Below are 22,081 nucleotides of genomic sequence, written 5' to 3' on the forward strand. Positions count from 1 at the left end.
GGCCCTCGCTGCTAGGCCTGCGGCGTTAGGCCCTCGCTGTCAGGCCTGCGTCGTCAGGCATGCGGGCCGCCGTCACGGGAATCGCCGGAGCCGGCCTCGGGGCGGGGCCGCGCCGAAGCGCCGCCGTGGCCGGAGGACGGGCGCTTGGAACTGAGGTTGACGCCGGAGCCCTTGCCCAGGTCCTCGGGGTTGTCCTTGTGGCTCATCGCGAGCATGGCGGCCACCACCAGGATCACAATGAAGGCGATCCCGGCGCCGATGAGCGCGAGGTCGAACCGGGGTGCGCGGGCGCTGCCGCCCGAGGCGAAGATCAGGACGCCGAAGAACACCACCACGGCCCAGAACGCGGAGAACATGAGCGGTCCCTTGACCGATGTCCGCAGGCTGCGGGACGCTCCGGGTTTCTGCTGTGCCAAGGTGCTTTCCTCCTGCAGCCCGCGCGGGGAAGCGTGGCTGTCTTGTTACCGCAATTGTTCTACGCCGGGTAGAACCTGTCCGTACTAGTTTACGGCCTCCGCGGAATCGCCCGGAGCATCATGCCGCAGGGTCAGGCCGGACAGCATCCACAAGACGCCGCTGATGATGGCCCCGCCGCCCGCAACGCCGAGGAGTGCGTGCGGGCCGAGGCCGATGAAGAACGGCAGAGCGATTGCAGTGCCCAGCCCGATCACGCCGGAGGCGATCCAGTCGCGGGCCAGCACGGACCGGCCGCGGGCGGAAAGGCCCGCGAAGAGCTCTGCGGCGCCGGCAACGCCTAGGCCCAAGGCCGCGACCGTGCCGAAAACGAGTGGGGCGGGGATCAGTGCCGCGGCAGCGCCGGCCCCGGACAGGGCTGCTCCGCCGGCGGAGAGGAACTTGCCGACGCCTTCGCGGGGGCGGAATCCGGTCTTGGGCACGGTCCAGAGCATCACCACACCGGTGGCCAGCAGGTAGAGGCCGCCGGCCCAGCCCATGCCGGCCTCGGACGGCGCGGCCCAGAACACGGTTACCGCACCAAACACGAGCGCAACGGCCGCCCTGACCAGCACGGGCTTCCAGAGGTCGGCCGCGGCGCGGATGGCAGGGGTCGCGTCAGGCGTTGCGGGAAGAGTCACCCGTCCAGTTTAGTGCGAAGCCGCCACTGCGCGCGCCGGTTCGGCGCAGTGCGCGCGCGGGGGTTCCGGCTCAACGCCCTTAGCGCGCGCCGAGGACCATCCACTTCTCCGTCCGGGCCCGGAGGCCCAGCGTCAGCGCGCGCGCCGCCATGTAGCCCAGGGAGAAGGCGGCCCACAGCCAGAGCAGTCCCGCGCCGGCACTGGCGCCGGAGTACCCCACGGCCAGCAGCAGCGGCAGGTAGGCCGCGAGATTGACGACGCCGGCGATCGCCAGGTAGCGGGCGTCGCCCGCGCCGATCAGGACGCCGTCGAGGACGAAGACGTAGCCGGCCAGCGGCTGCCCGGCGGCGAGCACCCAAAGGGCGAGCGTCAGCGCCCCCCTGACATCGGCGTCGGACGTGAAGAGGGCGCCCGCCCACGGGGCCGCCGCAGCCAGGACGATCCCGGTCAGGACGCCGAAGCCGAGCCCCCATCGCGTCATGGTGCGCGTCAGCGCGCGGGCCGCCACCGGCCGGCCCGCGCCGAGTTCCTTGCCGATCAGGGCCTGGGCCGCGATCGCAAGGGCGTCCAGCGCGAAGGCGAAGAACGTGAAGATGGTCATGGCCAGCTGGTGTGCGGCGAGGTTGACAGACCCCTGGGCGGTGGCCACCACCACCGTGGCGAGAATCGCGATGCGGAGGCTGAGCGTGCGCAGCATCAGCCAGGAGCCCACCCTGGTCAGTGCCCGGATGCCGCGCCAGTCCGGCCGCAGGGGAACCCCGTTGTTGCGGGCGTTGCGCCGGACAATCAGCACATAGACGGCCGCCATGGCCCACTGCGCGATGCTCGTGCCGACGGCCGAGCCGGTCACGGACCAGCCCAGCCCGTAGACGAGGACCAGGTTCAGCGCGATGTTCAGCGTGAAACCCGCGGCGGCGACGATCAGCGGCGTCCGCGTGTCCTGGAGGCCGCGCAGCACCCCGGTGCCCGCAAAGATCAGGAGCATCGCCACGAGGCCTGGCATGGACCCGCGCAGGTAGTCCACGGCAAACCCATGCACCTCGCCGCGGGCGCCCATCAGTTCCAGCAGCGGCCCGGCGGCCAGGAACCCGGCGGCAGCCAGGACGAGTCCCAGCAGGAGCGCCAGCCAGACGCCGTCGCGTCCTGCCGCGAGGGCCTTCGCCAGTTGGCCGTTGCCGACGGCCCGCGCCACGGCCGGCGTCGTGGAGTATGCGAGGAACACCATGAGCCCGACTGCGGTGTGAAGGACCGCCGAGGCCAGCCCGACGCCGGCCAGCTCGGCCACGCCGAGATGGCCCACGATCGCCGAATCCGCGAGCAGGAACAGCGGCTCAGCAATCAGCGCGCCAAAGGCCGGCACTGCCAGGCGCAGGATCTCCCGCCGGTGCCCTGTAGACGGCGGCAGGGTGGTGGACAGCGGCGGGGAGGGATGCACGGCTTAACCCTAGCCGGGCCGACGAATCGACACCGCACGACTTTTAGTTGACATTTCAACTAAAAGTCGGGAAGACTTGATAGTGAACGCAACCGAAGTCGCGGCCGCAACCAGCCGCGACGCCTCCTATCTACGAAACGGTATTTCCCATGAACCAGCCCGCCCTGACCACCTCCGCCCGAACCGTCCTGCGCGTCATCGCGGGATTCCTGTTTGCCGCCCACGGCTGGCAGAAGTTCTCCGAGTTCACCATCCCCGGCACCCAGGCTGCCTTCACCCAGATGGGCGTCCCGGCGGCGCAAGTTGCTGCCCCGGTGATCGCGACCCTGGAGCTGGTCGGCGGTATCGCCCTGATCCTGGGTGTCCTGACCCGCGTGTTCGCCGCCCTCCTCGCCGTGGACATGCTCGGTGCCCTGTTCCTGGTTCACGCCTCCGCTGGAGTGTTTGCCGCTACCGGCGGTTACGAGCTCGTCCTGATCCTCGCTGCCGCCGCCCTGGCCGTGGCCTTGGTCGGCGCGGGCAAAGTCTCCGTGGACAAGGTGCTGTTCGGCCGCGCCGACTCGAAGCTCCGGGTCCTGGCCTAAGGCATTCACGGCATAGCCCTAAGCCCATAGCGCACGACGGCGGGCGGTCACCTACTGGTGGCCGCCCGCCGTCGCGTGACTGCGGGTTATGGCGTCCCGGACAGCGATTGTGTCGCCGGCCCGCGGCGCCAGCCGGGCCTTTCAGTAAACTCGCAGCATGAGCGAGAACGCGCCCAATTCCGTGACCCTGCGCTTCCTGGCCGCCCCCACCGACGTCGGCCACAGCGGCTCAGTCGACGCCGGCACCGTGCTCGAGTGGGTGGACAAGGCGGCCTACGCCGCCGCCGTCGGCTGGGCAAAGTCCTACTGTGTGACGGCCTACGTGGGGAACATCCACTTCGCGGACCCGGTCAACAGCGGCGACATGGTGGAGGTCGAGGCCACGATCGTGTACACCGGGCGGTCCTCGATGCATATCCGCACCGTGGTGTCCTCGGGCGACCCCAAGGGCGGACCGGCCACCATGCGCAGCCAGTGCATCGTGATCTTTGTGGCCGTGGGCGCGGACGGCAAGCCCATCCCGGTGCCGCAGTTTGAACCGGTGACACCGGAAGAAATCGAACAGAGGGACGACGCGCTGGCCCGGATCAAGGTCCGCGAGGACATCGTCCAGGCCATGAGCGGACAGGAATATACCGACGCCGGCTCGGCAGAGCGCGTGGTGCTGCGGTTCATGGCGGCACCAACGGACGTGAACTGGGGCGGCAAGGTCCACGGCGGCATCGTCATGAAGTGGATCGACGAGGCGGCCTACGTCTGCGCCTCCCGCTACTGCGGGAAGGACACCGTGGCTGTGTTCTCCGGCGGCGTGCGGTTCTACCGGCCGCTGCTGATCGGCCACGTCGTGGAGGTGGAGGCCCGGCTGGTCTACACCGGGACCAAGGGCATGCACATCGCCGTCCATGTCCGGTCCGGGGACCCGAAGGGGCGCGAGCTGAACCTCACGACGTACTGTCTGACGGTCATGGTCGCCCGCGACGAGACCGGCACCTCGGTCCCGATTCCGCAGTGGGTGCCGGTGTCCGAAGAAGACGTCCGGCTCCACACCCACGCCCGCGAACTGCTGGAAATCCGCGGGCGGGCGCCGGGGAATCGGCTGCCCAACCACCTGCTCGGGGCGGGCAAGGGCTAGGTCCGGCTAGAAGCCGCCGCCACCGCCGGCGTCGGCCGCCATGTTGGCAAACCGCGAGTAGTGGCCCTGGAAGGCCACCACAATGTCCTTTGTGGGGCCGTTACGGTGCTTGGCGATCAGGATGTCCGCCTCGCCGGCGCGCGGGGACTCCTTGTCATAGACGTCCTCGCGGTGAAGCAGGATCACCATGTCGGCGTCCTGCTCGATCGAGCCGGACTCGCGCAGGTCAGAGACCATGGGGCGTTTGTCCTGGCGCTGCTCGGAGCCACGGTTCAGCTGCGACAGTGCGATCACGGGCACCTGGAGTTCCTTGGCCAGGAGCTTCAGGGCGCGGGAGAACTCGGAGACTTCTTGCTGGCGGGATTCCACCTTTTTACCCGAGCTCATGAGCTGCAGGTAGTCCAGAATCACCAGCTTGAGGTCATGCTGCTGCTTCAGGCGCCGGCATTTGGCCCGGATTTCCATCAGCGACATGTTGGGGCTGTCATCGATGAACAGCGGGGCATCGTTCATGCGGCCCATCGTGGTGGCGATCTTGGACCACTGCTCGTCCTTGATGGTGCCCTTGCGGAGGTCCTGAAGACCGATGGTGGCCTCGGCGGACAGCAGGCGCATGGCGATCTCGTTGCGGCCCATTTCGAGGGAAAACATGACGGTCGCGAGGTTGTTCTTGATGGCGGCCGAGCGGGCGAAGTCCAGCGCGAACGTGGACTTGCCGACGGCGGGGCGGGCGGCGATGACGATCATCTGGCCCGGATGCAGGCCGTGGGTCAGCTCGTCGAGCTCGTAAAAGCCCGTGGGCACGCCCGTCATTCCCTCGCCGCGGTGGCCCGAGGCCTCGATCTCGTCAACGGTGGATTCCATGACGTCCTTGAGGACCACATAGTCCTCGGCGGTCCGGCGTTCGGCGACGGCGTAGACCTCGGCCTGGGCCTGGTTGACAAGGTCTTCGACCTCGCCGTCCTGCCCGTAGCCGAGCTGGACAATCTTGGTGCCTGCGTTGACCAGGCGGCGCAGGACCGCGCGTTCGCCCACGATTTCGGCGTAGTACCCGGCGTTGGCGGCTGTGGGGACGGTCTGGATGAGTTCGTGCAGGTAGGCGGGTCCGCCGATCCTGTTGATCTCGCCGCGCTTGGTCAGTTCGTCCGAGACCGTCACGGCGTCAGCTGGTTCGCCCCGGCCATAGAGGTCGATGATGGCCTCGTAGATGGTCTCGTGCGCCGGACGGTAGAAGTCCTGGCCACGCAGGATCTCGACGACGTCGGCGATGGCGTCCTTGGACAGCATCATGCCGCCCAGGACTGACTGCTCCGCGGGGATGTCCTGCGGGGGCTTGCGGCTGCCCTCGCCTCCCCGCGTACCCTCGACCGAGTCCAGATGCGTAACTGACAAAACTGCCGTCCTTCATTGTGTGCCGTGGCGGATGTCTGTTCGCCGCGGCGCGTGTGCCCAGTGCGTTGATGCGCTGTGCCTTTGATACCAGCGCCTTAGTGCGCGACGCCTGCGTGCCCAGTGCCTTGATGCTCAACTGCCGGTGTGCCCGGCCGCAGTGCCCACCGGTCACGCTGCCCAAGCAACTACGTTGCTTGCCAGCGCCAAAACCTGGCACATGCCGGCAGCCCAATTCTTATCAGTGAGCTCCGACAGTCAGCGCCGGACCGGCCTGCCGTTATCCACAGCGCTGGTGCGGCCGTGTGCCACCGCGGTCCGGGGGCGGGGCCTGGTTGGCACCACCTGGCGACCGCAGGTTTTCCGCTTCCCAGGCCCGATATCCTGCAACGTTATCCGCCGATCGGTCAGGCACCAACCCGGCCGACCCTCTGCCCTGTGGATAACCTGTGCACTAGTGCCAGATGCTTGTGCACAGTCTGTGGGTAGAGCTGTGGATAGAAAAAAAGTTGGACCCGAAATCCGTTCTTGACCTGCGGAAACATTGGATTCATCTTGTGGACACAAAACATTTTCCGCCAAGCTTCATCCACAGCCTGCACCTTACGGCTGGGGATACACCGCGGCGCCGGAGGCCACATTTGCCGCCCGATGTGCGCATTTCGTGACCGGACTCATGCCACCGCGCCGAATTGACGCCGGCCGCGGCGCACTGTATGCGAGGCGCGGAACATGCTGTGGATAACGGCAATCTGGCATAAGCTCTAATCATGGGCGATGTACTGCTAGTCATGTTGCCTGCCCTGATTCTGGCGGCAGTGCTCTGGGCGGTGACCACGGCCCTGAAGCCGCGGAATTTCGGCATCTCCGACGCCGAGCGCTACCAGCGGGAACTGGCGGTGAAGTCCCTGGCCCACTACGCGGCGCAGGTTCAGGCTGCCGAGGCCGCCCGCGCCCGGGTTGAAGCGACCACGCGTCCCAGCCAAAACTCCCAGCAGCAGTCGCAGCAGGCCGACAACGCCCGTTCCGCCCTGCTTGCCCGGATCGGGTCCGCTCCCACACGGACGCGCCACGGCCGCGAGGACGCCCTGCTCGCCGTCGGACACCTGAGTCCCCAACTCCTCCTGCAACTCCAGTCACTGGCCCGAGACGGCCAGAAGACGAAGGCCGCCCGGCTGCTGCGGGAGTCGACCCACACGGACTTCAAGACCGCAAAGAATTACGTAGATCGGCTGTAGCACATGGACTCCATGCTCATTCCCGTACTGATCCTGGTGCTCGTGGCCGCCGGCGTGCTGATGGTGGTCCGCGCCTGGAGCCGCCGCGGCGATCGCCCCAGGCCTGCCCCCATGCCGCAGCCGGGCCCTGACTCGGCGGAGCTGGCGCGTGCGGCGGCGGCAAGGCTCACCCAGGAGCAGCACCGGCAGCTGTATGCCCTGATCGCGCAGGGGCAGGCGATGGCAGCCATCAAGGTGTACCTCGAGGCCACGGGCGAGGGCCTCCGGGCGTCCCGCGACGCTGTCGCGGCACTGGCGGAGCACCCCCAGCCGTTCCGCGCCCCGGAGGCGGCACCGGAGCCCGTTCCGGACGAGGACGACGTGCCACAGCGGTTCGCGTACCGCTACCGCGCGATCGCCAGCAAAGGTGATGTCACGCGCGAGGTGAGCAGCAACATGCTCAACGACGAGATCTACGGCAGGATCCGCACCCTGGCCAAGAGCGGCGACACCGAGGCGGCGGCGACAGCCCTGACCCGCCACTCGGATATTTCCATGAAGCAGGCCAGGGAATTCATCGCACTGCTCAGCGACTGAGCACAGGCGGCCCGGGCTCTCGGACTTCCCGAGGGCCTGCCCGGCGCGCTCCGCACGGCAAGCCCGGAATCCGCAGGCCTAGAAGTCGAACAGGTCCCCCAGCCAGCCTTCCTTCTTCTTGGGACGGCGGCGGTCATCGTAACGCGGCGGCTGATACCCCGACTGTTCAGGGCGCGACTGTTGATACCCCGACTGTACTGTGCGCGACTGTTCAGGGCGCGACTGTTCAGGGCGGGGTCGGTCGCGGCGCTCATCGTACCTAGGGTCGTCATAGCGGCGGTCGTCGGGGCGCCGTTCATCCCGGCGCGGGTCGAGGTTGTACAGCGGCGGCGGAATGTGTGCCGCAGGTGGGAACGCGGTCGGCGGCGGCGGGGCGGCGGGGGCGGCTGCCGCCGGGCCCAGGGACTCCGCCGCACGGTCGATGATCTTGTCCAGCTCCCCCCGGTCCAACCACACTCCACGGCATTGGGGGCAGTAGTCGATCTCCACACCGCTGCGTTCACTCATCATCAGGTCAATAGAATCCACGGGACACTTCATGTCCCGTGCAACGAGCGGGCCGCCGAAAAGGTTCGGGCGGCCCTGCAGGCTCGGAAGGCCCGGCTGCCTCTACCGCTGGCCGCTGATCCCGGCGAGGAGCTGCTCAAACGGCAGGGATTCCAGCGCGGCCGGCTTCTGCTGCGGCCCTGAGTCCCGGAGCAGGCCGACGAACTCCCCCGCTGCCCGGTCTACGCGAACCGAGAGCGGCGAGCCGCCGTCGTCGTCGTTGTTTCCCCAGTCCTGCGGTCCGGCGAAGACCGCGGTGGCGGCGATCCGGGTGCGCAGGTAGGTGAAGAGCGGCCGCATCGCGAAGTCCAGCACCATCTGGTGTCGGTCCGTGCCGGCGGTGGCCCCGAGCAGAACGGCCTTGCCTTCCAGCGCCTTGGGATCGAGCACGTCGATGAAGGACTTGAAAAGCCCGCTGTAGGAGGCGCTGAACACGGGGCTGACGGCGATCAGGCCGTCAGAGGCCTCGACGCCGGCGATCACTTCGGCCAGCCGGGGAGCCGCATAGCCGGTCACGAAGTTGTTGGCGATGTCCACGGCGAGGTCCCGCAGCTCCACAACCTCGATGTCCACGGCGTAGCCGGCCGCGGCGAGCTGCCGTTCGGCCGATGCCGCCAGCTGGTCCGCCAGCAGGCGGCTCGACGAGGGGACGCCGAGTCCGGCGGAGATAACGGTGATACGGCGGGTTTCCACGAGGTGCTCCTAAGTTGATCCTGGTCAGCAACGCCTTTACATGCGTTTGCATCTACTTCTAGAAGCGGCGGGTACATGGATTTATTCCCGCGCCCTCGCGTTGCCTGACAGGAGTGCCGCGCTCTGCCAGACTGCCCTCATGGCTGAAAACAAGACGCAGGCAACCGGCGCGTCGGTGGAGGAGTTCCTGACGGCCGTCGAGCATCCTGTCCGGCGCGGGGACGGCTTCCGTCTGCTGGCGCTGATGTCCGCAATCACAGGGGAACCGGCGCAAATGTGGGGTCCGACGATTGTGGGCTTCGGCCGCTATCACTACAAGTACGCGAGCGGCAGGGAGGGCAACGCGGCAGCGGTCGGATTCTCCCCCAGGAAATCCAGCCTGTCGCTCTACGGCCTCACGAACGGGCCGGAGGCCGCCGATCTGCTCGGCAGGCTGGGCAAGCACAAGCTCGGCACCGGGTGCCTGTACGTCACCAAGCTCGACGACGTCGACGAGGCTGTGCTGGCGGAGCTGATTCGGCTCGGCTACCGGCCTGTCACCACGGAGCTGCACCACGGCTAGGGGGAACCCTCCGCCAAAGCAACGCGGGGTCACTTACGGCCCATGACGTCGCCCACCATGGACCGCAAGTGACCCCGCGTTGTGGTTAAAAGCAGAGGCCCCCGTCTTCGGTCCCTCAGAGGGATCCGGAGGCGGGGGCCTTCCAGCAGTTCAGGACTGCAGCCGGTGAGGGCTACTTGCCTGCGACTACGTCGAGTTCGATCACAGCGGAAACGTCGTCGTGCAGACGGACGTTTGCCTGGTAGGAACCGGTCGACTTGATGTGTGCCGGCAGTTCAACCTTGCGCTTGTCGATGCGGCCCAGGCCAGCGGCCTCAACAGCGTCGGCGACGTCGCCCTGCTTGACGGTGCCGAACAGGCGGCCGGTTGCGCCAGCCTTGACGATCAGCTTGACCGGCTTGGCGGAGAGTGCAGCGGCCTGCTTCTGAGCGTCTTCCAGGGAAGCGTGCTCGCGGGCAACGCGAGCAGCCTTGATGGACTCAACCTGCTTCTCGCCACCCTTGGACCAGGTCAGAGCGAAGTTGCGGGGCAGCAGGTAGTTACGTGCGTAACCGTCCTTGACCTCGACAACATCGCCAGCAGCACCGAGACCGGTTACTTCGTGGGTCAGAATGAGCTTTGCCATGTTAGTTAATCCCTTCCTTAGCCGCGGCCAGCGCCGGAGTAAGGCAGCAAAGCAACTTCGCGGGCGTTCTTGATTGCCTGGGCGATCTTGCGCTGTTCCTGCACCGTGACGCCAGTGACGCGACGGGCGCGGATCTTTCCGCGGTCGGAGATGAACTTGCGCAGCAATGCTACGTCCTTGTAGTCGATGACAGTGATGTCAGCGGCCTTCAAGGGGTTGGACTTTGGTTTGGGCTTACGGAGTTCAGCCTTAGCCATCGTGGAGCTCCTATTCGATGGAGCCCGTGGATATTGATCCACGGGATGGTGGTGATCCGGCGCGGTCTGCACCCGGCCGCCTTGCGGCGTCCAGGTGGTTTTCGTCGCCGGACCTTAGATGTTGTTTAGAAGGGAGGTTCGGAATCCGGGCCGTTGCCCCAGCCGCCGCCCGCATTGCTGACCCCGGGCGTGGCCCACGGGTCTTCCTGCGCGGCGGGCTGGTTGCCGCCCCATGTTCCGCCGGTGTTGCCGCCCTGGCTTGCACCCTGGCCGCCACCGAAGCCACCGCCGCTGTTGCCGCCGCCGAAGCCACCCTGTCCACCCTGACCGCCGGAGCGCTGGGTGCGGTTGACCTTGGCATTGGCGTAGCGCAGGCTCGGGCCGATTTCATCGACCTCGAGCTCGATAACGGTGCGCTTCTCGCCTTCTTTTGTTTCGTAGGAACGGCTCTTCAAGCGGCCGGAGACAATCACGCGCATGCCCTTGGTCAGGGATTCGGCGACGTTTTCGGCTGCTTCGCGCCAGACCGACGCGCGGAGGAACAGGGTTTCCCCGTCCTTCCACTCATTGGACTGCCGGTCGAAGGTGCGGGGAGTAGACGCGATGGTGAAATTCGCTACAGCCGAACCGGACGGTGTGAACCTGAGTTCGGGGTCATTGGTGAGGTTACCGACAACCGTGATAGTGGTTTCGCCTGCCATCTACTGCCTCCTTGTGCGTTCCTGCGGGGATGAAGATTGAAGGTTGGTTGCTGAATTACTCAGCAACAACTTTCTGCTCTTCGGGGCGGGTGATCTTGGTGCGCATGATGGTCTCGTTGAGACTCAGCTGGCGGTCAAGTTCTTTGGCGGTAGCCGGCTCAGAGGTGAAGTTCACCACGGCGTAGATACCTTCGGACTTCTTCTGGATTTCGTAAGCCAGGCGACGACGGCCCCAGATGTCAACCTTTTCGATGGTTCCACCATCGTTGGTGATGACGTTCAGGAACTTCTGAAGCGACGGCTCAACGGCACGCTCTTCGACCTCGGGGTCGATGATTACCATCAATTCGTAAGGACGCATATGTGAACCCACCTCCTTTGGGCTAAGCGGTTACGGCATTTCCGTAACAGGAGGTTCATTTGCGGTGCCATGCAATGCCCGGCCGCCGGAACGGAGGCAGGGCGCAGCACAGACTTCAATAGCTTAGTGCATCCGCACCGGTTTCGGCGATTCCGTGCCCCCACCGTACGGCCCTGTGGCCGGGCCCGGAAGAGTCCCGGAGGGGCATGTGGATAACCCCTGCGGCGGAGTTGCCGCCGTCGGCATGCCATGATCAGGGAATGAACACCGGATCCGCGCACCGACGTGCCGTGCGCACCAGAAAGAGCCGCCTGCGCTTCGCCGTCATGCTGCTGGCGGGACTGCTCGCCGCAACGGCGGCCGGCCTGGCCGGGCACTGGGTGCAGGCTCCTACAATCGGCTGGTGCGCGACTGCCCTGACCTACATCGTGTGGGTCTGGCTGGTCATCGGCCGCCTCGATCCGGCGGACACACGGCTGCACGCCACAGCGGAAGATCCGTCCCGGAGCACCACGGACCTGCTCATCCTCGCCGCAAATGTGGCGAGCCTGGCAGCGGCGGGAGCGGTCATCGTGGATTCCCACAACAACACCGACATCGCGTCCCGGATCGGGGGCGGCCTGCTCGCGGTGGTCTCGGTGGCATTGTCCTGGACGCTGGTCCAGACGCTGTTCACGCTGCGCTATGCGGAGCTGTACTACGGCACGGGCCGGAAGGCGGGCTCCTCGGTGGGCGGCATCGACTTCAACCAGAGCCGGCCGCCGCAGTACACCGACTTCGCCTACCTGGCCACAAGCCTTGGCATGACGTACCAGGTTTCGGACACCGCCCTGAAGAACCATGGCATCCGGGCAGAGGCGCTCAAGCACAGCCTGCTGTCCTACCTCTTTGGGACAATCATCCTGGCTACCACCATCAACCTCGTGGTCGGGGTCGCCGCGTAGTCCGCACCGGGACCTTACGCCGCCGTCCGGAAAAACGTCCGCGTCACCGTGGCCAGCCGGTGCGGGTCCTGGACTCCGCAGAGCTCGCGCGCCGAGTGCATCGAGAGCAGGGGCACACCGACGTCGACCGTCCGGATTCCCAGCCGGGTGGCGGTCAGCGGGCCGATCGTCGAGCCGCACGGCATCACGTTGTTGGAGACGAATTCCTGGTACGGAATCCCGGCGTCGGTGCACAGCCGCGCCCAGAGGGCGGCCCCGGCGGCGTCGGTCGCGTAGCGCTGGTTGGCATTGATCTTCAGCAGCGGCCCGCCGTTGAGTACCGGCCGGTTGGCGGGATCGTGCCGCTCCGGATAGTTCGGGTGCACGGCATGGCCCGCGTCCGCCGAGACGCAGAAGGACGCCGCAAAGGCCTGCCGCCGCTGGCTTGCCGAGGCGCCGAGCCCGTCGGAGATCCGCACGAGGACGTCCTCAAGGATGGGCCCGCACGCGCCGGAGCGGGACGCTGACCCGATTTCCTCGTGGTCGAAGGCGGCCAGCACGGCGATCGGCGCGCCGTCCGCCGGCGGCGCTGCGGCGTGGGCGATCAGCGCGGTGAGCCCGGCGTGCGTCGCGGAGAGGTTGTCGAGCCGGCCGGAGGCGAAGAATTCGCCCCGCGCGCCGAACACCGCGGGGGCCTGGGTGTCCGCGATGACGACGTCGTACCCGCCGATCTGCGCCGGATCCACCGCGGCACCGGTAACCCTGTCCGCGAGGAGCCCGAGCAGGTCCTCGCCTGCGGGATCGCCCTGGCCATAGACAGGATTCATGTGCTGCTGTTTGTCCAGGACCAGGCCCTCATTGACGGCTCGGTCCAGGTGGATGGCGAGCTGCGGGAAGCGCAGCAGCGGGCCTGTGGCCGTGAGGTGCTGTGTGCCGTCGCGCATGACGAGCCGGCCGGCGAGTTGGAGTTCGCGGTCCAGCCAGGAGTTCAGGAGGGGTCCGCCGTAGACCTCGACGCCGGCCTGCAGCCAGCCGAATTTGCCTGTTGTGGGCTTCGGCTTGAGTTTGAAGGACGGCGAGTCTGTGTGGGCGCCGAGGATGTTGAAGCCAGTGGTCGGTCCGGCACCTGTTGGCACCACCCAGGCGATGAGGGCGCCGTCGCGGATCACATAGAACTTGCCGGCCGCGGCGGCCTGCGACTTCGGCCAGGCGTGCAGTTCGTCCAGGCCCGTGAAGCCCGCCGCGTCCAGGCGGCGCGCGGCTTCGTGGACGGCGTGAAAGCTCGACGGCGACGCGCTGACGTACGCGCCGAGGTCCTGGATGTGCTCTTCGGCAGTGCTCGGTGTTGGCATGGCTCCGAGTCTAGCCCGGCACGCAGGGGGCCCCGGGCGGCCGGGCTTGGGCCGGGCGCCGGGGTTGGGCCGGGCGCCGGGGTTGACGGGGACCTGGGCTAGACGGGGACGTTGAGACCGGCGGCGTAGCCCGCGGTTACCGAGCCGCTCATCGCGGCGAGCTGGTAGATCCCGCCGTCGTCGCCGAAGACGTTGTCGGATTTCAGTGTGGTGCGGGGAAAATTCTGCGCACTGGATTCGTAGCCGGCCGTCGCGTAGACCTCTTTGCACGCCGCCTCGGTCAGCGCAATCTGGGACACCGCCAGGATCTGGCCGGCCGCCGTCGCATTGCTCATGGACTCGAACACTTCGAAGTGGATGTGCGGCCAGCGGCCGCTGTAGGCGCCGGGGTAAACGGTCTTGAACGTGACCTGCCCGTTGGCGTCGGCCTCCTGGACGCCGCGCAGGTAGTTCTCATTCTGGAGCCCGGAATCGTACATGGAGTATCTTCCCTCGCGGTCACAGTGCCAGGTGTAGACGGCGGCGCCCGCCAGCGGGGTGCAGGTCATGGTTGGGGTGCGGCTCGTGCGGGGGCTGGGGCCTCTTTGTCATGATCCCATCGAACCCGGCAGCGCCATGGGCTGGCTAGTCCCTTCCTGTGAAGCGGCTGTGCCTGTGAATCGACTGTGCCTTGGCTGGACATGCCCTCGCCTCGGCCTGAACTGCTCCCCGGCAAATGGACATGTCCCCCGTGTCCCACGGGCACGCCCATCTCTCGCGCCCAGGGATGGACACAAGGCCACTATGTCCACTGGTCGGCGCCGGGACTGGACATGTCCCGCATGCCCCACGGACCGGCAATCCCGCGTGCACCCTGGAATGGACATGTCCCGCGTGCCCCACGGACCGGCAATCCCGCGTGCACCCTGGAATGGACATGTCCCGCATGCCCCACGGACCGGCGCTCCCACCCGCCCCCGGGAACGGACATGTCCCGTGGACTCCGCGGACCAGCACTCCCGCCTTCACACCGTAATGGACATGTCCCCTTTTGCCCCCGGAGCGGCACCCCATGCGCAAGCGGGACTGGACATGTCCCGCGATCCCCGTGGACATGCCCGCCCTTGGGCCGAGCGATGGACATAATGCCACTATGTCCAGTGGTGGGAGCCAAGGGAGGGCATGTCCGGTGGTCTGGACCGCTGGAACCTAGGAGATCTTCCCGGCGCCCACCGTTGCGTCCCCGGCAGGAGTCTCGGCGGCACCTGCTGCGGGACCTGTGGCCTTGGAGCCGTTGCTGCGGTAGCGGAACACGCCGATCCCCACCACGACGGCGGCCAGGGCCAGCGAGAGCAGGAGCGATTCCCGCGTGGATTCCAGAATCACCATGCCGATCAGCAGGGCCACGATGCTGACGATTGACAGCCAGGTCAGGTACGGGAAGAGCCACATTTTCAGCTGGAGGTCCTTGGCGGCGGCGCCCATGCGGCGGCGCAGGATCAGCTGGGACGACGCAATCACGAGCCACACGAACAGCGCGATGGCGCCGGAGGTGTTGACCAGGAACAGGAAGACCGTGTCCGGGGCAATGTAGTTCAGGCCGACGGTGACGAAGCCGACCACCGTGGAGGCCAGCACGGCCGCTGCGGGCACGCCGCGCTTGGAAATCCGCATCCATGACTTGGGGGCGTCGCCGCGGCGGGACAGCGAGAACAGCATGCGGCTGGCGGTGTAGAGGCCCGAGTTCAGGCAGGAGAGCACCGAGGTCAGCACCACAATGTCCATGATGGTTCCGGCGCCGGGGATGCCGAAGAGTTCGATGACCGCAACGTAGGGGCTCTTGGCGACGGAGGCGGAGTTCCAGGGCAGCAGCGTGACCACGATGGCGATGGAGCCGATGTAGAAGACGAGGATGCGCCAGACCGTGGACTTCACGGCCTTCTTGACGGCGTCGACCGGGTTCTCGGACTCGCCGGCGGCGATGGTGGCAATTTCCGCCCCGAAGAAGGAGAACACGACCACGAGGATGCCGGCCAGGACGGCGCCGGGGCCGTTGGGCATGAACCCGCCGTTGCCGATCAGGTTGTCCAGGCCGGGCGCCGGAACGCCGGGGACGAGGCCGAGGATCGCGGCAGCGCCGAAGAGCAGGAAGAGCACGATTGCCGCGACCTTGATGGAAGCGAACCAAAACTCGAACTCGCCGTACGACTTCACGGACCCTAGGTTGGTCAGCGTCAGCAGCACCATGAGGACAAGCGCCCACACCCACTGGTCAATGCCGGGGACCCAGCGGTGCATGATCGCAGCCCCGGCCGTGGCCTCGATGCCGAGGACAATGATCCAGAACCATGCGTACAGCCAGCCGATGCTGAACCCGGCCCAGCGGCCCAGGGCCTTGTCCGCGTAGGTGGAAAAAGACCCGGTTTCCGGGTTGGCCGCGGCCATCTCACCCAACATCCGCATGACCAGGATGACGACGAGACCCGCCGCGGCGTAGGCAACCAGGATGCCCGGGCCGGCCTGCTGGATCGCCGCACCCGAACCGACAAACAGTCCGGCGCCGATCACGCCGGCGATGGCGATCATGGACAGGTGCCTGGGTTTCAGGGATTTTGAGAGCTGCTGGTCAGCGGGCATGGAAGCGCCGTCCTTCGTGGGGGGTTCAGGCCCGCTCTTTGCCGGCACGGAATCGAATCCATGCTGTGCGGCGGACCACAGTGTCGTTTCACACTAGACCGTCCGGCGCACGCTCCGTCTTGTGCAATCCCACAAATGACGACCGGCCGGACCGGGCCATTCCCCAACAGAAGGGCCTCCAAGGCAACCAAAGTTGCCCTGTTGGCAATTCGGCAATGTGCCTGAAACCACTGCTTCAGGCACTACCCACCCCTAGCCGGTCCGCACCGCCGGGAGGCAGCCCCCGTCAGTAGTCCGCGTTGCTCGGTACCACCAGGCCGGTCTCGTAGGCGTACACGACGGCCTGGACCCGGTCGCGGAGGTGGAGTTTGGTCAGGATCCGGCGCACGTGGGTCTTGACTGTGGCCTCCGACAGGAAGTACCTGTGCGCGATTTCGGCGTTGGAAAGCCCCTCCGCCAGCGCTCCGAGCATCTCGTTTTCGCGGGGCGTCAGGTCCTCCAGCAAAGGATCCCTCGCCGGGCGCGCCGGGCCGGCCGGCTGGCCGCCGCCGTCCGGCCCGGCGCGCCGGCTGCCGCCGTCGGGGTCTGTTCCGGCAGGATCCATGCCGGCTCCGGCGCCGCGGACATAGGTCTCCAGCAGCCGCTGTGTAACGCGCGGGGCCACGACGGCGTCGCCGCTGGCCACCACCCGCACCGCGCTGATCAGGTCCGCCGGGGCCACGTCTTTGAGCAGAAACGCCGAGGCCCCGGCCCGCAGCCCGGCAAAGGCGTATTCATCGAGGTCAAAGGTGGTCAGGATGATGATCTTGGCCTCCGAACCCGAGGCGGCGATGGCCCGGGTGGCCTCGATCCCGTCCAGCACCGGCATCCGAACATCCATCAGGACGACGTCGGGCGCGAGTTCCCTGACGTGGCGGACCGCCTCGGCACCATTGGACGCCTCGCCCACGATGCACAAATCGTCTTCGCCCTCCAGGATCAGCCGGAAGCCCATCCGAAGCAGCGGCTGGTCATCCACCAGCAGAACGCGTACCGGCTCTTTGTCGAGCATTGTTCCCCCCTGTGTCCGTGGCATTCTCGCCATTGCAATTCAGTTCCGCGTGCACGCGCCAGCCGCGCTCACCCGCGCGCCCGGCGTGCACGGTGCCGGCGTAAATCCTGGCCCGCTCACGCATCCCGGCAATTCCGTGCCCGCTGCCGAAAGTATCCAGTGCATCGGGCTTCGCCTGTGCGCCGGCGCCGGGACTGCCGGAGTCAACGGTGCCCCTGCCGTCGTCGACCACTTCAATGGTGACCCGGGAACCGTTGCGGACAATGCTGACGTCCACGCGGCTGAGCGCACGGCCGTAGCGCAGCACATTGGTCAGCGACTCCTGCACGATCCTGTACACGGTCAGCTGGAACGCCGCATCGCCGGGCAGCGACGGGCCTGTGTGCGTGTAATGCAGCGGCAGTCCCGCGGTGCGGAAGCCCTCCAGCAGTGTGGCCAGGCTGCCTGCGGCCACCAGCGGCTCGCGCGGGGCTTGTCCGGTGGCGGCGTCCTCGCGCAGCACGCCAAGGACGCGCCGCATGTCGGCCAGCGCGGTGCGTCCTGTCCGGGAGAGTTCGGCCAGGACGCCGGCGGCGCGCGCCGGATCCTTCTTGACCACAACGGCGGCGCCGTCCGACAGGCTGATCATGACCGTCAGCGAGTGCGCCACGACGTCGTGCATTTCGCGTGCGATCCGGTTCCGTTCCGTGACCGAACCGAGTTGCTGGGCCCGGGCGGCCCAGGCGGCGATCTCGTGCTCGTGCTCGCGGCGCTGCCGCACCGAGATTCCGATCCCCGTAGCGATCACGTTGGAGAGCGTGATGCCGATGCCGGCCGCGATGCTTGTGAGCAGCTGGAAATTCTCCGGCGTGCGGACCGCCATGTCCGGCAGCCGCCCGTCCAGCGGGCCGACGGCCAGCATAAAGTACAGGAGCAGAAGCGGGGCGGTGGTCAGGGCCAGCGCCGCAAGGGCGAACCGCCGCGAGCGGACCACCGCGACGGCGTACAGCGAAAACCAGAGCCCGGCGGAGACATTGGATCCCCACGGATGCAGGAAGGTGACGGCCAGTTCCAGTGCCCCGACGGCCGCCGCCACCTGCACGGGATAGGCCCGGCGGAAGAGCAGCACCGGCGCGGCCGCGGCGAGCAGTACGGCCACCGGCCAGTCGCCGTGGAGGATCGACTCGACCGCCGTGGGCGTGACCAGGACCAGGTAGCAGAGCACCACCAGCACATCCATGACCCGCGGATTGGCCAGCAGGTAGCGCCGGAACCGGCCGCGGCGGCGGGCGGTGAGTTCGGCGAGGGACGCGTCGGCCGGACCGGCCGACGCGTCCCTTACAGGTACTGCATCGATCATGCTTTGAGCCTAGACGCCGGGCCCGGCTTAGACGTCCCGCTTCTTGAGCAGGATGCCGGCCAGGAGCACCGGGACCACAACCCAGGCGCCCAGCACCAGGCCGGCCTGCCAGGCTTCGAGGGTATCCGGGAGATGCTCGACGGCGGTCAGCGGCTCCACGGTGTTGCCGGGAAGGTATTTGCGGGCCTCCACGAAGAAGTCGCCCGGAATCAGCTGGAACGCGATGGGCGCCACGAAGAACAGGCCGACCAGGCTCATGATCCCGCCCGCCGAGTTGCGGATCAGGGTGCCCAGGGCCATGCCGATCGCCGCGACCGCTGCCACATAAATGCTGTTGACAACGAGCAGCTTGACCGACTGTGAGCTGCCCAGGTCCAGGCCGAGGCCGTAATTATCCAGGATCGGGCCGGAGACGAATCCGGCCACCAGGGTGGAAGCGGCGGTGACGATAAAGGAGGTCAGCACGACCACCACGAGCTTGGCCGCGAACGCCGGGATGCGCTTGGGCACCGCCGCGAACGTGGACCGGGCCATGCCGGTGGTGAACTCTGAGCTCATCAGCAGCACGCCGAGGGAACCCAGGATCAGCTGGGCAAACGCGATGCCGGAAGTCGGTACGCTGACGGCGAGGTCACCGCCCTGCGCCGCGAACCTGGCGCCCGCCTCCGGGTCCTGGGCCGCGGCCTGGGAGAACTGACCCGTCCCCCAGGCCGAGAGCGCCCCAAACCCCACCATGACCACCACGGTGGAGCCGAGCAGGATCAGCGTGGAGAGCAGGGTGCGGAACTTGATGAATTCGGAGTTGAGGACCCGCAGGAAGCTGGGGCCGGGGCCCGAACTGCTGCCGTCTCCGGAGCGCTGCGCGCGGGTTTCGGCGCCGCGGGGCGAGGGCGTGGATTCAACGGTTGTGGAACTCATGGCTTAGTTGCCTCCGGCTTCGACGGGCACGGCGCCCGTGGTGATCAGCGAGTGGTATTCGACCTCATCCTTGGTCAGTTCCATGTAGGCCTCCTCGAGGCTGGCCTGCAGCGGGGTGAGTTCGTAGATCATGACGTGGTTCTCCAGCGCTGCGGTGGCGATCTGCCGCGGGTCCAGGCCCGTGACTTCGAGGAGTTCGCGCTCCCGGGCCTCCACCGAGACGCCGGTTCCGGCCAGCAGCTGCATGAGCCGGTCCGGCTGGTCGGTGCGGACCCGGGTGCGGCCCTGGCCCTTGCCGGTGATGATTTCCTGGATGGGGGCGTCGGCAATGATCTTCCCGCGGCCGATCACGATCAGATGGTCCGCCGTGACGGCCATTTCGCTCATGAGGTGGCTGGAGAGGAAGACCGTGCGGCCCTCGGAGGCCAGGTACTTCACCAGGTTGCGGACCCACACCACGCCTTCCGGGTCGAGACCGTTGACGGGCTCGTCCAGGATGACCGTCTGCGGGTCGCCCAGGAGGGCGGCGGCGATGCCCAGCCGCTGGCCCATGCCCAGCGAGAAGCCGCCGACCTTCTTTTTGGCCACCTCAGCCAGCCCGGTCATCTCGATGACTTCGTGGACCCGTTTCTTGGGGATGCTGTGGGTCGCGGCCATGGCCAGCAGGTGGTTGTAGGCGGAGCGGCTCGTGTGGACGGCCTTGGCGTCGAGCAGTGCGCCGACGTCGCGCAGCGGGGCGGCGTGCCCGGCCAGCGGCGACCCGTTGACGGTGACTGAGCCCGACGTCGGCCGGTCCAGCCCCATGATCATGCGCATGGTGGTGGATTTTCCGGCCCCGTTCGGGCCCAGGAAGCCGGTGACCCGGCCGGCTTCGACGGTGAAGTTGACGCCGGCGACGGCGGTCTTGTCGCCATAAACCTTGGTCAGGCCTCGTGCTTCGATCATGGAAGCGTTCCTTTGCGTAGCGGGAGATGGTCCGGGGCACCGCAGTCACGGGCCCGTCTGCACCCCACGCTACCGAGGCCAGCGGCGTATTTCGCCGGTCTCAGGGATGATTCAGGGGCGAATCAGGGTAGTCCGGGAGGATGACACCACCGACCGCCCGGGGTCTGGCCGCGGATCTGCGCGGGCTGGCGTGTGGGCGGGCGCGGGCTCAGCCGAGCGGCGAGTAGTAGGTCAGGGCGTCGCGGCGGACCGTGAATTCCACGCTCCGCACCCCGGGCATGACCTCTCCGTCGACAGCCAGGACCATGGGCCCGTTCCCGGGTTCCACCGTGATCCGGTCCGTTTCGCTCAGATGGGTGATCCCGGACGTGCCCACGGTGCCCGTGAGCACGGCCCAGAGGAGCCGCAGCCGGGCGAACGGCTCATCGGCAGTGATCATCCGCAGGTCCAGGACCCCGTCCGCCAGGACGGGGCGCACCAGCGGCGCGTGGTCGCGGGGGTAGTAGCGGCCACGGCCGATGTACAGGATCCACAGCCGGTGCCGCACCCCGTTGACGATCAGGGTGGTGGGGGTACCGGCCGCGAAGGTCCGGAACATGGCCACCACTCCGGCCAGGGGTTTCCCCAGTGCCGGCTGAAGCTGTTCGCGCCGTCGGACCAGGTTCGGGTAGAGGCCGATGCTGGCTGTGTTGAGCATCATCAGTTCGAGGTGCTCCGGGCTGTCGGGGAGCCCGCGTTCGACGCTCACATGGCCGACGTCGGCCACGGCGGCCTCGCCGCGCGAGGCCGCCTGGACCGCCGCCGCCAGGGTGGGCGTCCCGGCGTCGCGGGCGAAGTGGTTGAGCGTTCCGCCAGGGAGCACCAGCAGCGGGAGGGAGCGTTCGACGGCGGCAGCCGCCGCGGCGCCCACGGTTCCGTCCCCGCCCCAGACGCCCAGGGCCGCAATGCCCGGCCGTGTGGCGACCTGGGCGATGCCAGCATCGATGGCCTCATCGGGCGCAATTTTCGTTATATACGCCTTGGGGAATGTTTTTTGCAGGGCGTCCACCGTCTCGTCAGCATAGGATCCGCCGAGGGTGTTGACCGCGATGCCGAGCCCCTGCCCCTCCGGGAGCTCCGCGGCGCGGGCGGCGGCACGGCGGGTTTCCGGGAACGGCGGGCGGACGGGCCACCACTTCCGCGTCACCATGGCCGCGCCGGCGCCAATCGCGGAACCGAACAGCACATCCGAGGGCCAATGGGCCCCGGTGTGGACTCTGGAGTAGGCCACCCCGGCCGCGACAGGGGCCACCGCCGCACCCAGCGCCGGGCGGACCATGCCGACGCCAAGCGCGAAGGCCACCGCGGAGGCCGAATGGCCCGAGGGCATCGACGAACTCGTCGGCTGCGGGTTAACGAAGCGGAAGACCGGAAGGTGTTCGGGCAGGGGGCGCCTGCGCGGCAGGAGGGTCTTGAACACGAGATTCGTGACTGCCGACGCCACGCCTTGGGCGATGAGCCCATGTACCGCTGCCCGGCGGGTCTTTCCGGGCACCAGGGCCATGACCCCGGCAACGCCGAACCAGAGTTTGCCTTTGTTGGCGGCCGCGGACAGGCGGCGGAAGAAGTCATCGTGGCGTCCGCCCGGCAAGTTGGAGACGGCGCGGACGAGTTTGCGGTCGAATTTCGACAGGCGGCCGGGGGCCTTCCTCAGCATGGATCGCATTTGACCACCATACTGCCGGAGAGGCAGGCCGAAGGCAGA

The 22,081-nt window shown here is 67.6% G+C and carries 24 protein-coding genes and 1 pseudogene; 7 read left to right on the plus strand and 18 right to left on the minus strand.

What is annotated here, in order from left to right:
- Window positions 1–53: 53 nt before the first annotated feature.
- The 3 genes from AC1DKQ_RS05550 to AC1DKQ_RS05560 all read right to left on the minus strand — a co-directional run bounded on the left by AC1DKQ_RS05550 (window position 54) and on the right by AC1DKQ_RS05560 (window position 2,529).
- Window positions 54–416: a hypothetical protein gene (locus AC1DKQ_RS05550; RefSeq protein ID WP_476918419.1), complete on the minus strand. Its 363-nt coding sequence runs from the start codon at window positions 414–416 to the stop codon at window positions 54–56.
- An 84-nt stretch (window positions 417–500) separates the two neighbouring features.
- Complete coding sequence (locus AC1DKQ_RS05555; RefSeq protein ID WP_476918420.1) at window positions 501–1,094, minus strand: hypothetical protein; 594 nt, start codon at window positions 1,092–1,094, stop codon at window positions 501–503.
- Between the two features lie 79 nt (window positions 1,095–1,173).
- Window positions 1,174–2,529, minus strand: coding sequence for an MATE family efflux transporter (locus tag AC1DKQ_RS05560; protein ID WP_476918421.1), 1,356 nt, complete (start codon window positions 2,527–2,529; stop codon window positions 1,174–1,176).
- Between the two features lie 149 nt (window positions 2,530–2,678).
- Between AC1DKQ_RS05560 and AC1DKQ_RS05565 the strand changes: the two genes are divergently transcribed.
- Together AC1DKQ_RS05565 and AC1DKQ_RS05570 are read left to right on the plus strand one after the other, a co-directional pair.
- Window positions 2,679–3,113: a DoxX family protein gene (locus AC1DKQ_RS05565; protein ID WP_476918422.1), complete on the plus strand. Its 435-nt coding sequence runs from the start codon at window positions 2,679–2,681 to the stop codon at window positions 3,111–3,113.
- Window positions 3,114–3,270: 157 nt separating this feature from the next.
- A complete protein-coding gene (locus tag AC1DKQ_RS05570; RefSeq protein ID WP_476883042.1) occupies window positions 3,271–4,245 on the plus strand; it encodes an acyl-CoA thioesterase in 975 nt (324 codons plus the stop codon).
- A gap of 6 nt (window positions 4,246–4,251) precedes the next feature.
- On the opposite strand, the gene dnaB is transcribed toward AC1DKQ_RS05570, so the two are convergent.
- The gene (dnaB, locus tag AC1DKQ_RS05575) at window positions 4,252–5,637 is read right to left on the minus strand and encodes a replicative DNA helicase (protein WP_476883043.1); all 1,386 of its coding nucleotides are present in this window, start codon (window positions 5,635–5,637) and stop codon (window positions 4,252–4,254) included.
- Between the two features lie 767 nt (window positions 5,638–6,404).
- On the opposite strand from dnaB, the gene AC1DKQ_RS05580 reads away from it, so the two are divergent.
- Window positions 6,405–6,872 (plus strand): hypothetical protein, encoded by a 468-nt coding sequence (locus AC1DKQ_RS05580; protein ID WP_476883044.1) that lies wholly within the window; start codon window positions 6,405–6,407, stop codon window positions 6,870–6,872.
- Between the two features lie 3 nt (window positions 6,873–6,875).
- Window positions 6,876–7,448, plus strand: coding sequence for a hypothetical protein (locus AC1DKQ_RS05585; RefSeq protein WP_476883045.1), 573 nt, complete (start codon window positions 6,876–6,878; stop codon window positions 7,446–7,448).
- Window positions 7,449–7,526: 78 nt separating this feature from the next.
- On the opposite strand, the gene AC1DKQ_RS05590 is transcribed toward AC1DKQ_RS05585, so the two are convergent.
- The gene (locus tag AC1DKQ_RS05590) at window positions 7,527–7,976 is read right to left on the minus strand and encodes a TFIIB-type zinc ribbon-containing protein (protein ID WP_476918423.1); all 450 of its coding nucleotides are present in this window, start codon (window positions 7,974–7,976) and stop codon (window positions 7,527–7,529) included.
- On the opposite strand from AC1DKQ_RS05590, the gene AC1DKQ_RS05595 reads away from it, so the two are divergent.
- The gene (locus AC1DKQ_RS05595) at window positions 7,914–8,138 is read left to right on the plus strand and encodes a hypothetical protein (protein ID WP_476883047.1); all 225 of its coding nucleotides are present in this window, start codon (window positions 7,914–7,916) and stop codon (window positions 8,136–8,138) included. The two genes, AC1DKQ_RS05590 and AC1DKQ_RS05595, sit on opposite strands and share 63 nt — an antisense overlap.
- Here AC1DKQ_RS05595 and AC1DKQ_RS05600 read toward each other — a convergent pair.
- Window positions 8,058–8,687, minus strand: a complete 630-nt coding sequence (locus tag AC1DKQ_RS05600; protein ID WP_476918424.1) for an FMN reductase — start codon at window positions 8,685–8,687, stop codon at window positions 8,058–8,060. The genes AC1DKQ_RS05595 and AC1DKQ_RS05600 overlap by 81 nt on opposite strands.
- A 139-nt stretch (window positions 8,688–8,826) precedes the next feature.
- On the opposite strand from AC1DKQ_RS05600, the gene AC1DKQ_RS05605 reads away from it, so the two are divergent.
- Window positions 8,827–9,249, plus strand: a complete 423-nt coding sequence (locus AC1DKQ_RS05605) for a DUF1801 domain-containing protein (RefSeq protein ID WP_476918425.1) — start codon at window positions 8,827–8,829, stop codon at window positions 9,247–9,249.
- 172 nt (window positions 9,250–9,421) lie between these two features.
- Here AC1DKQ_RS05605 and rplI read toward each other — a convergent pair whose 3' ends face one another.
- From rplI to rpsF, 4 genes are all read right to left on the minus strand, one after another.
- Window positions 9,422–9,874 (minus strand): 50S ribosomal protein L9, encoded by a 453-nt coding sequence (rplI, locus tag AC1DKQ_RS05610; protein WP_091560672.1) that lies wholly within the window; start codon window positions 9,872–9,874, stop codon window positions 9,422–9,424.
- 17 nt (window positions 9,875–9,891) lie between these two features.
- On the minus strand, window positions 9,892–10,131 hold the full coding sequence (gene rpsR, locus AC1DKQ_RS05615; protein WP_003800144.1) for a 30S ribosomal protein S18: 240 nt from the start codon (window positions 10,129–10,131) through the stop codon (window positions 9,892–9,894).
- A gap of 125 nt (window positions 10,132–10,256) precedes the next feature.
- Window positions 10,257–10,832: a single-stranded DNA-binding protein gene (locus AC1DKQ_RS05620; protein WP_277524846.1), complete on the minus strand. Its 576-nt coding sequence runs from the start codon at window positions 10,830–10,832 to the stop codon at window positions 10,257–10,259.
- A 55-nt stretch (window positions 10,833–10,887) separates the two neighbouring features.
- Entirely contained in the window at window positions 10,888–11,193 is a 306-nt protein-coding gene (rpsF, locus tag AC1DKQ_RS05625; protein WP_090582123.1) for a 30S ribosomal protein S6, read from the minus strand.
- A gap of 260 nt (window positions 11,194–11,453) precedes the next feature.
- Here rpsF and AC1DKQ_RS05630 point away from each other — a divergent pair, with 260 nt between their 5' ends.
- Window positions 11,454–12,137: a DUF1345 domain-containing protein gene (locus AC1DKQ_RS05630; protein ID WP_476883050.1), complete on the plus strand. Its 684-nt coding sequence runs from the start codon at window positions 11,454–11,456 to the stop codon at window positions 12,135–12,137.
- A 14-nt stretch (window positions 12,138–12,151) separates the two neighbouring features.
- Here AC1DKQ_RS05630 and AC1DKQ_RS05635 read toward each other — a convergent pair whose 3' ends face one another.
- From AC1DKQ_RS05635 to AC1DKQ_RS05670, 8 genes and pseudogenes are all read right to left on the minus strand, one after another.
- Complete coding sequence (locus tag AC1DKQ_RS05635; RefSeq protein WP_476883051.1) at window positions 12,152–13,468, minus strand: M18 family aminopeptidase; 1,317 nt, start codon at window positions 13,466–13,468, stop codon at window positions 12,152–12,154.
- 98 nt (window positions 13,469–13,566) lie between these two features.
- A pseudogene (locus tag AC1DKQ_RS05640) lies at window positions 13,567–14,010 on the minus strand (dioxygenase family protein); the annotation flags it as partial.
- A 646-nt stretch (window positions 14,011–14,656) separates the two neighbouring features.
- Window positions 14,657–16,084, minus strand: a complete 1,428-nt coding sequence (locus AC1DKQ_RS05645) for an amino acid permease (RefSeq protein ID WP_476918426.1) — start codon at window positions 16,082–16,084, stop codon at window positions 14,657–14,659.
- 286 nt (window positions 16,085–16,370) lie between these two features.
- The gene (locus AC1DKQ_RS05650) at window positions 16,371–17,135 is read right to left on the minus strand and encodes a response regulator (protein WP_476918427.1); all 765 of its coding nucleotides are present in this window, start codon (window positions 17,133–17,135) and stop codon (window positions 16,371–16,373) included.
- Complete coding sequence (locus tag AC1DKQ_RS05655; protein WP_476918428.1) at window positions 17,095–18,474, minus strand: sensor histidine kinase; 1,380 nt, start codon at window positions 18,472–18,474, stop codon at window positions 17,095–17,097. Before AC1DKQ_RS05655 ends, AC1DKQ_RS05650 begins: the two co-directional genes overlap by 41 nt.
- A gap of 27 nt (window positions 18,475–18,501) precedes the next feature.
- Complete coding sequence (locus AC1DKQ_RS05660; protein ID WP_476918429.1) at window positions 18,502–19,392, minus strand: ABC transporter permease; 891 nt, start codon at window positions 19,390–19,392, stop codon at window positions 18,502–18,504.
- 3 nt (window positions 19,393–19,395) lie between these two features.
- A complete protein-coding gene (locus AC1DKQ_RS05665; RefSeq protein WP_476883056.1) occupies window positions 19,396–20,337 on the minus strand; it encodes an ABC transporter ATP-binding protein in 942 nt (313 codons plus the stop codon).
- Window positions 20,338–20,545: 208 nt separating this feature from the next.
- Window positions 20,546–22,042: a bifunctional phosphatase PAP2/diacylglycerol kinase family protein gene (locus tag AC1DKQ_RS05670; RefSeq protein WP_476918430.1), complete on the minus strand. Its 1,497-nt coding sequence runs from the start codon at window positions 22,040–22,042 to the stop codon at window positions 20,546–20,548.
- Window positions 22,043–22,081 lie beyond the last annotated feature (39 nt).

The sequence above is a fragment of the Arthrobacter sp. 05L421 genome (assembly GCF_056397785.1).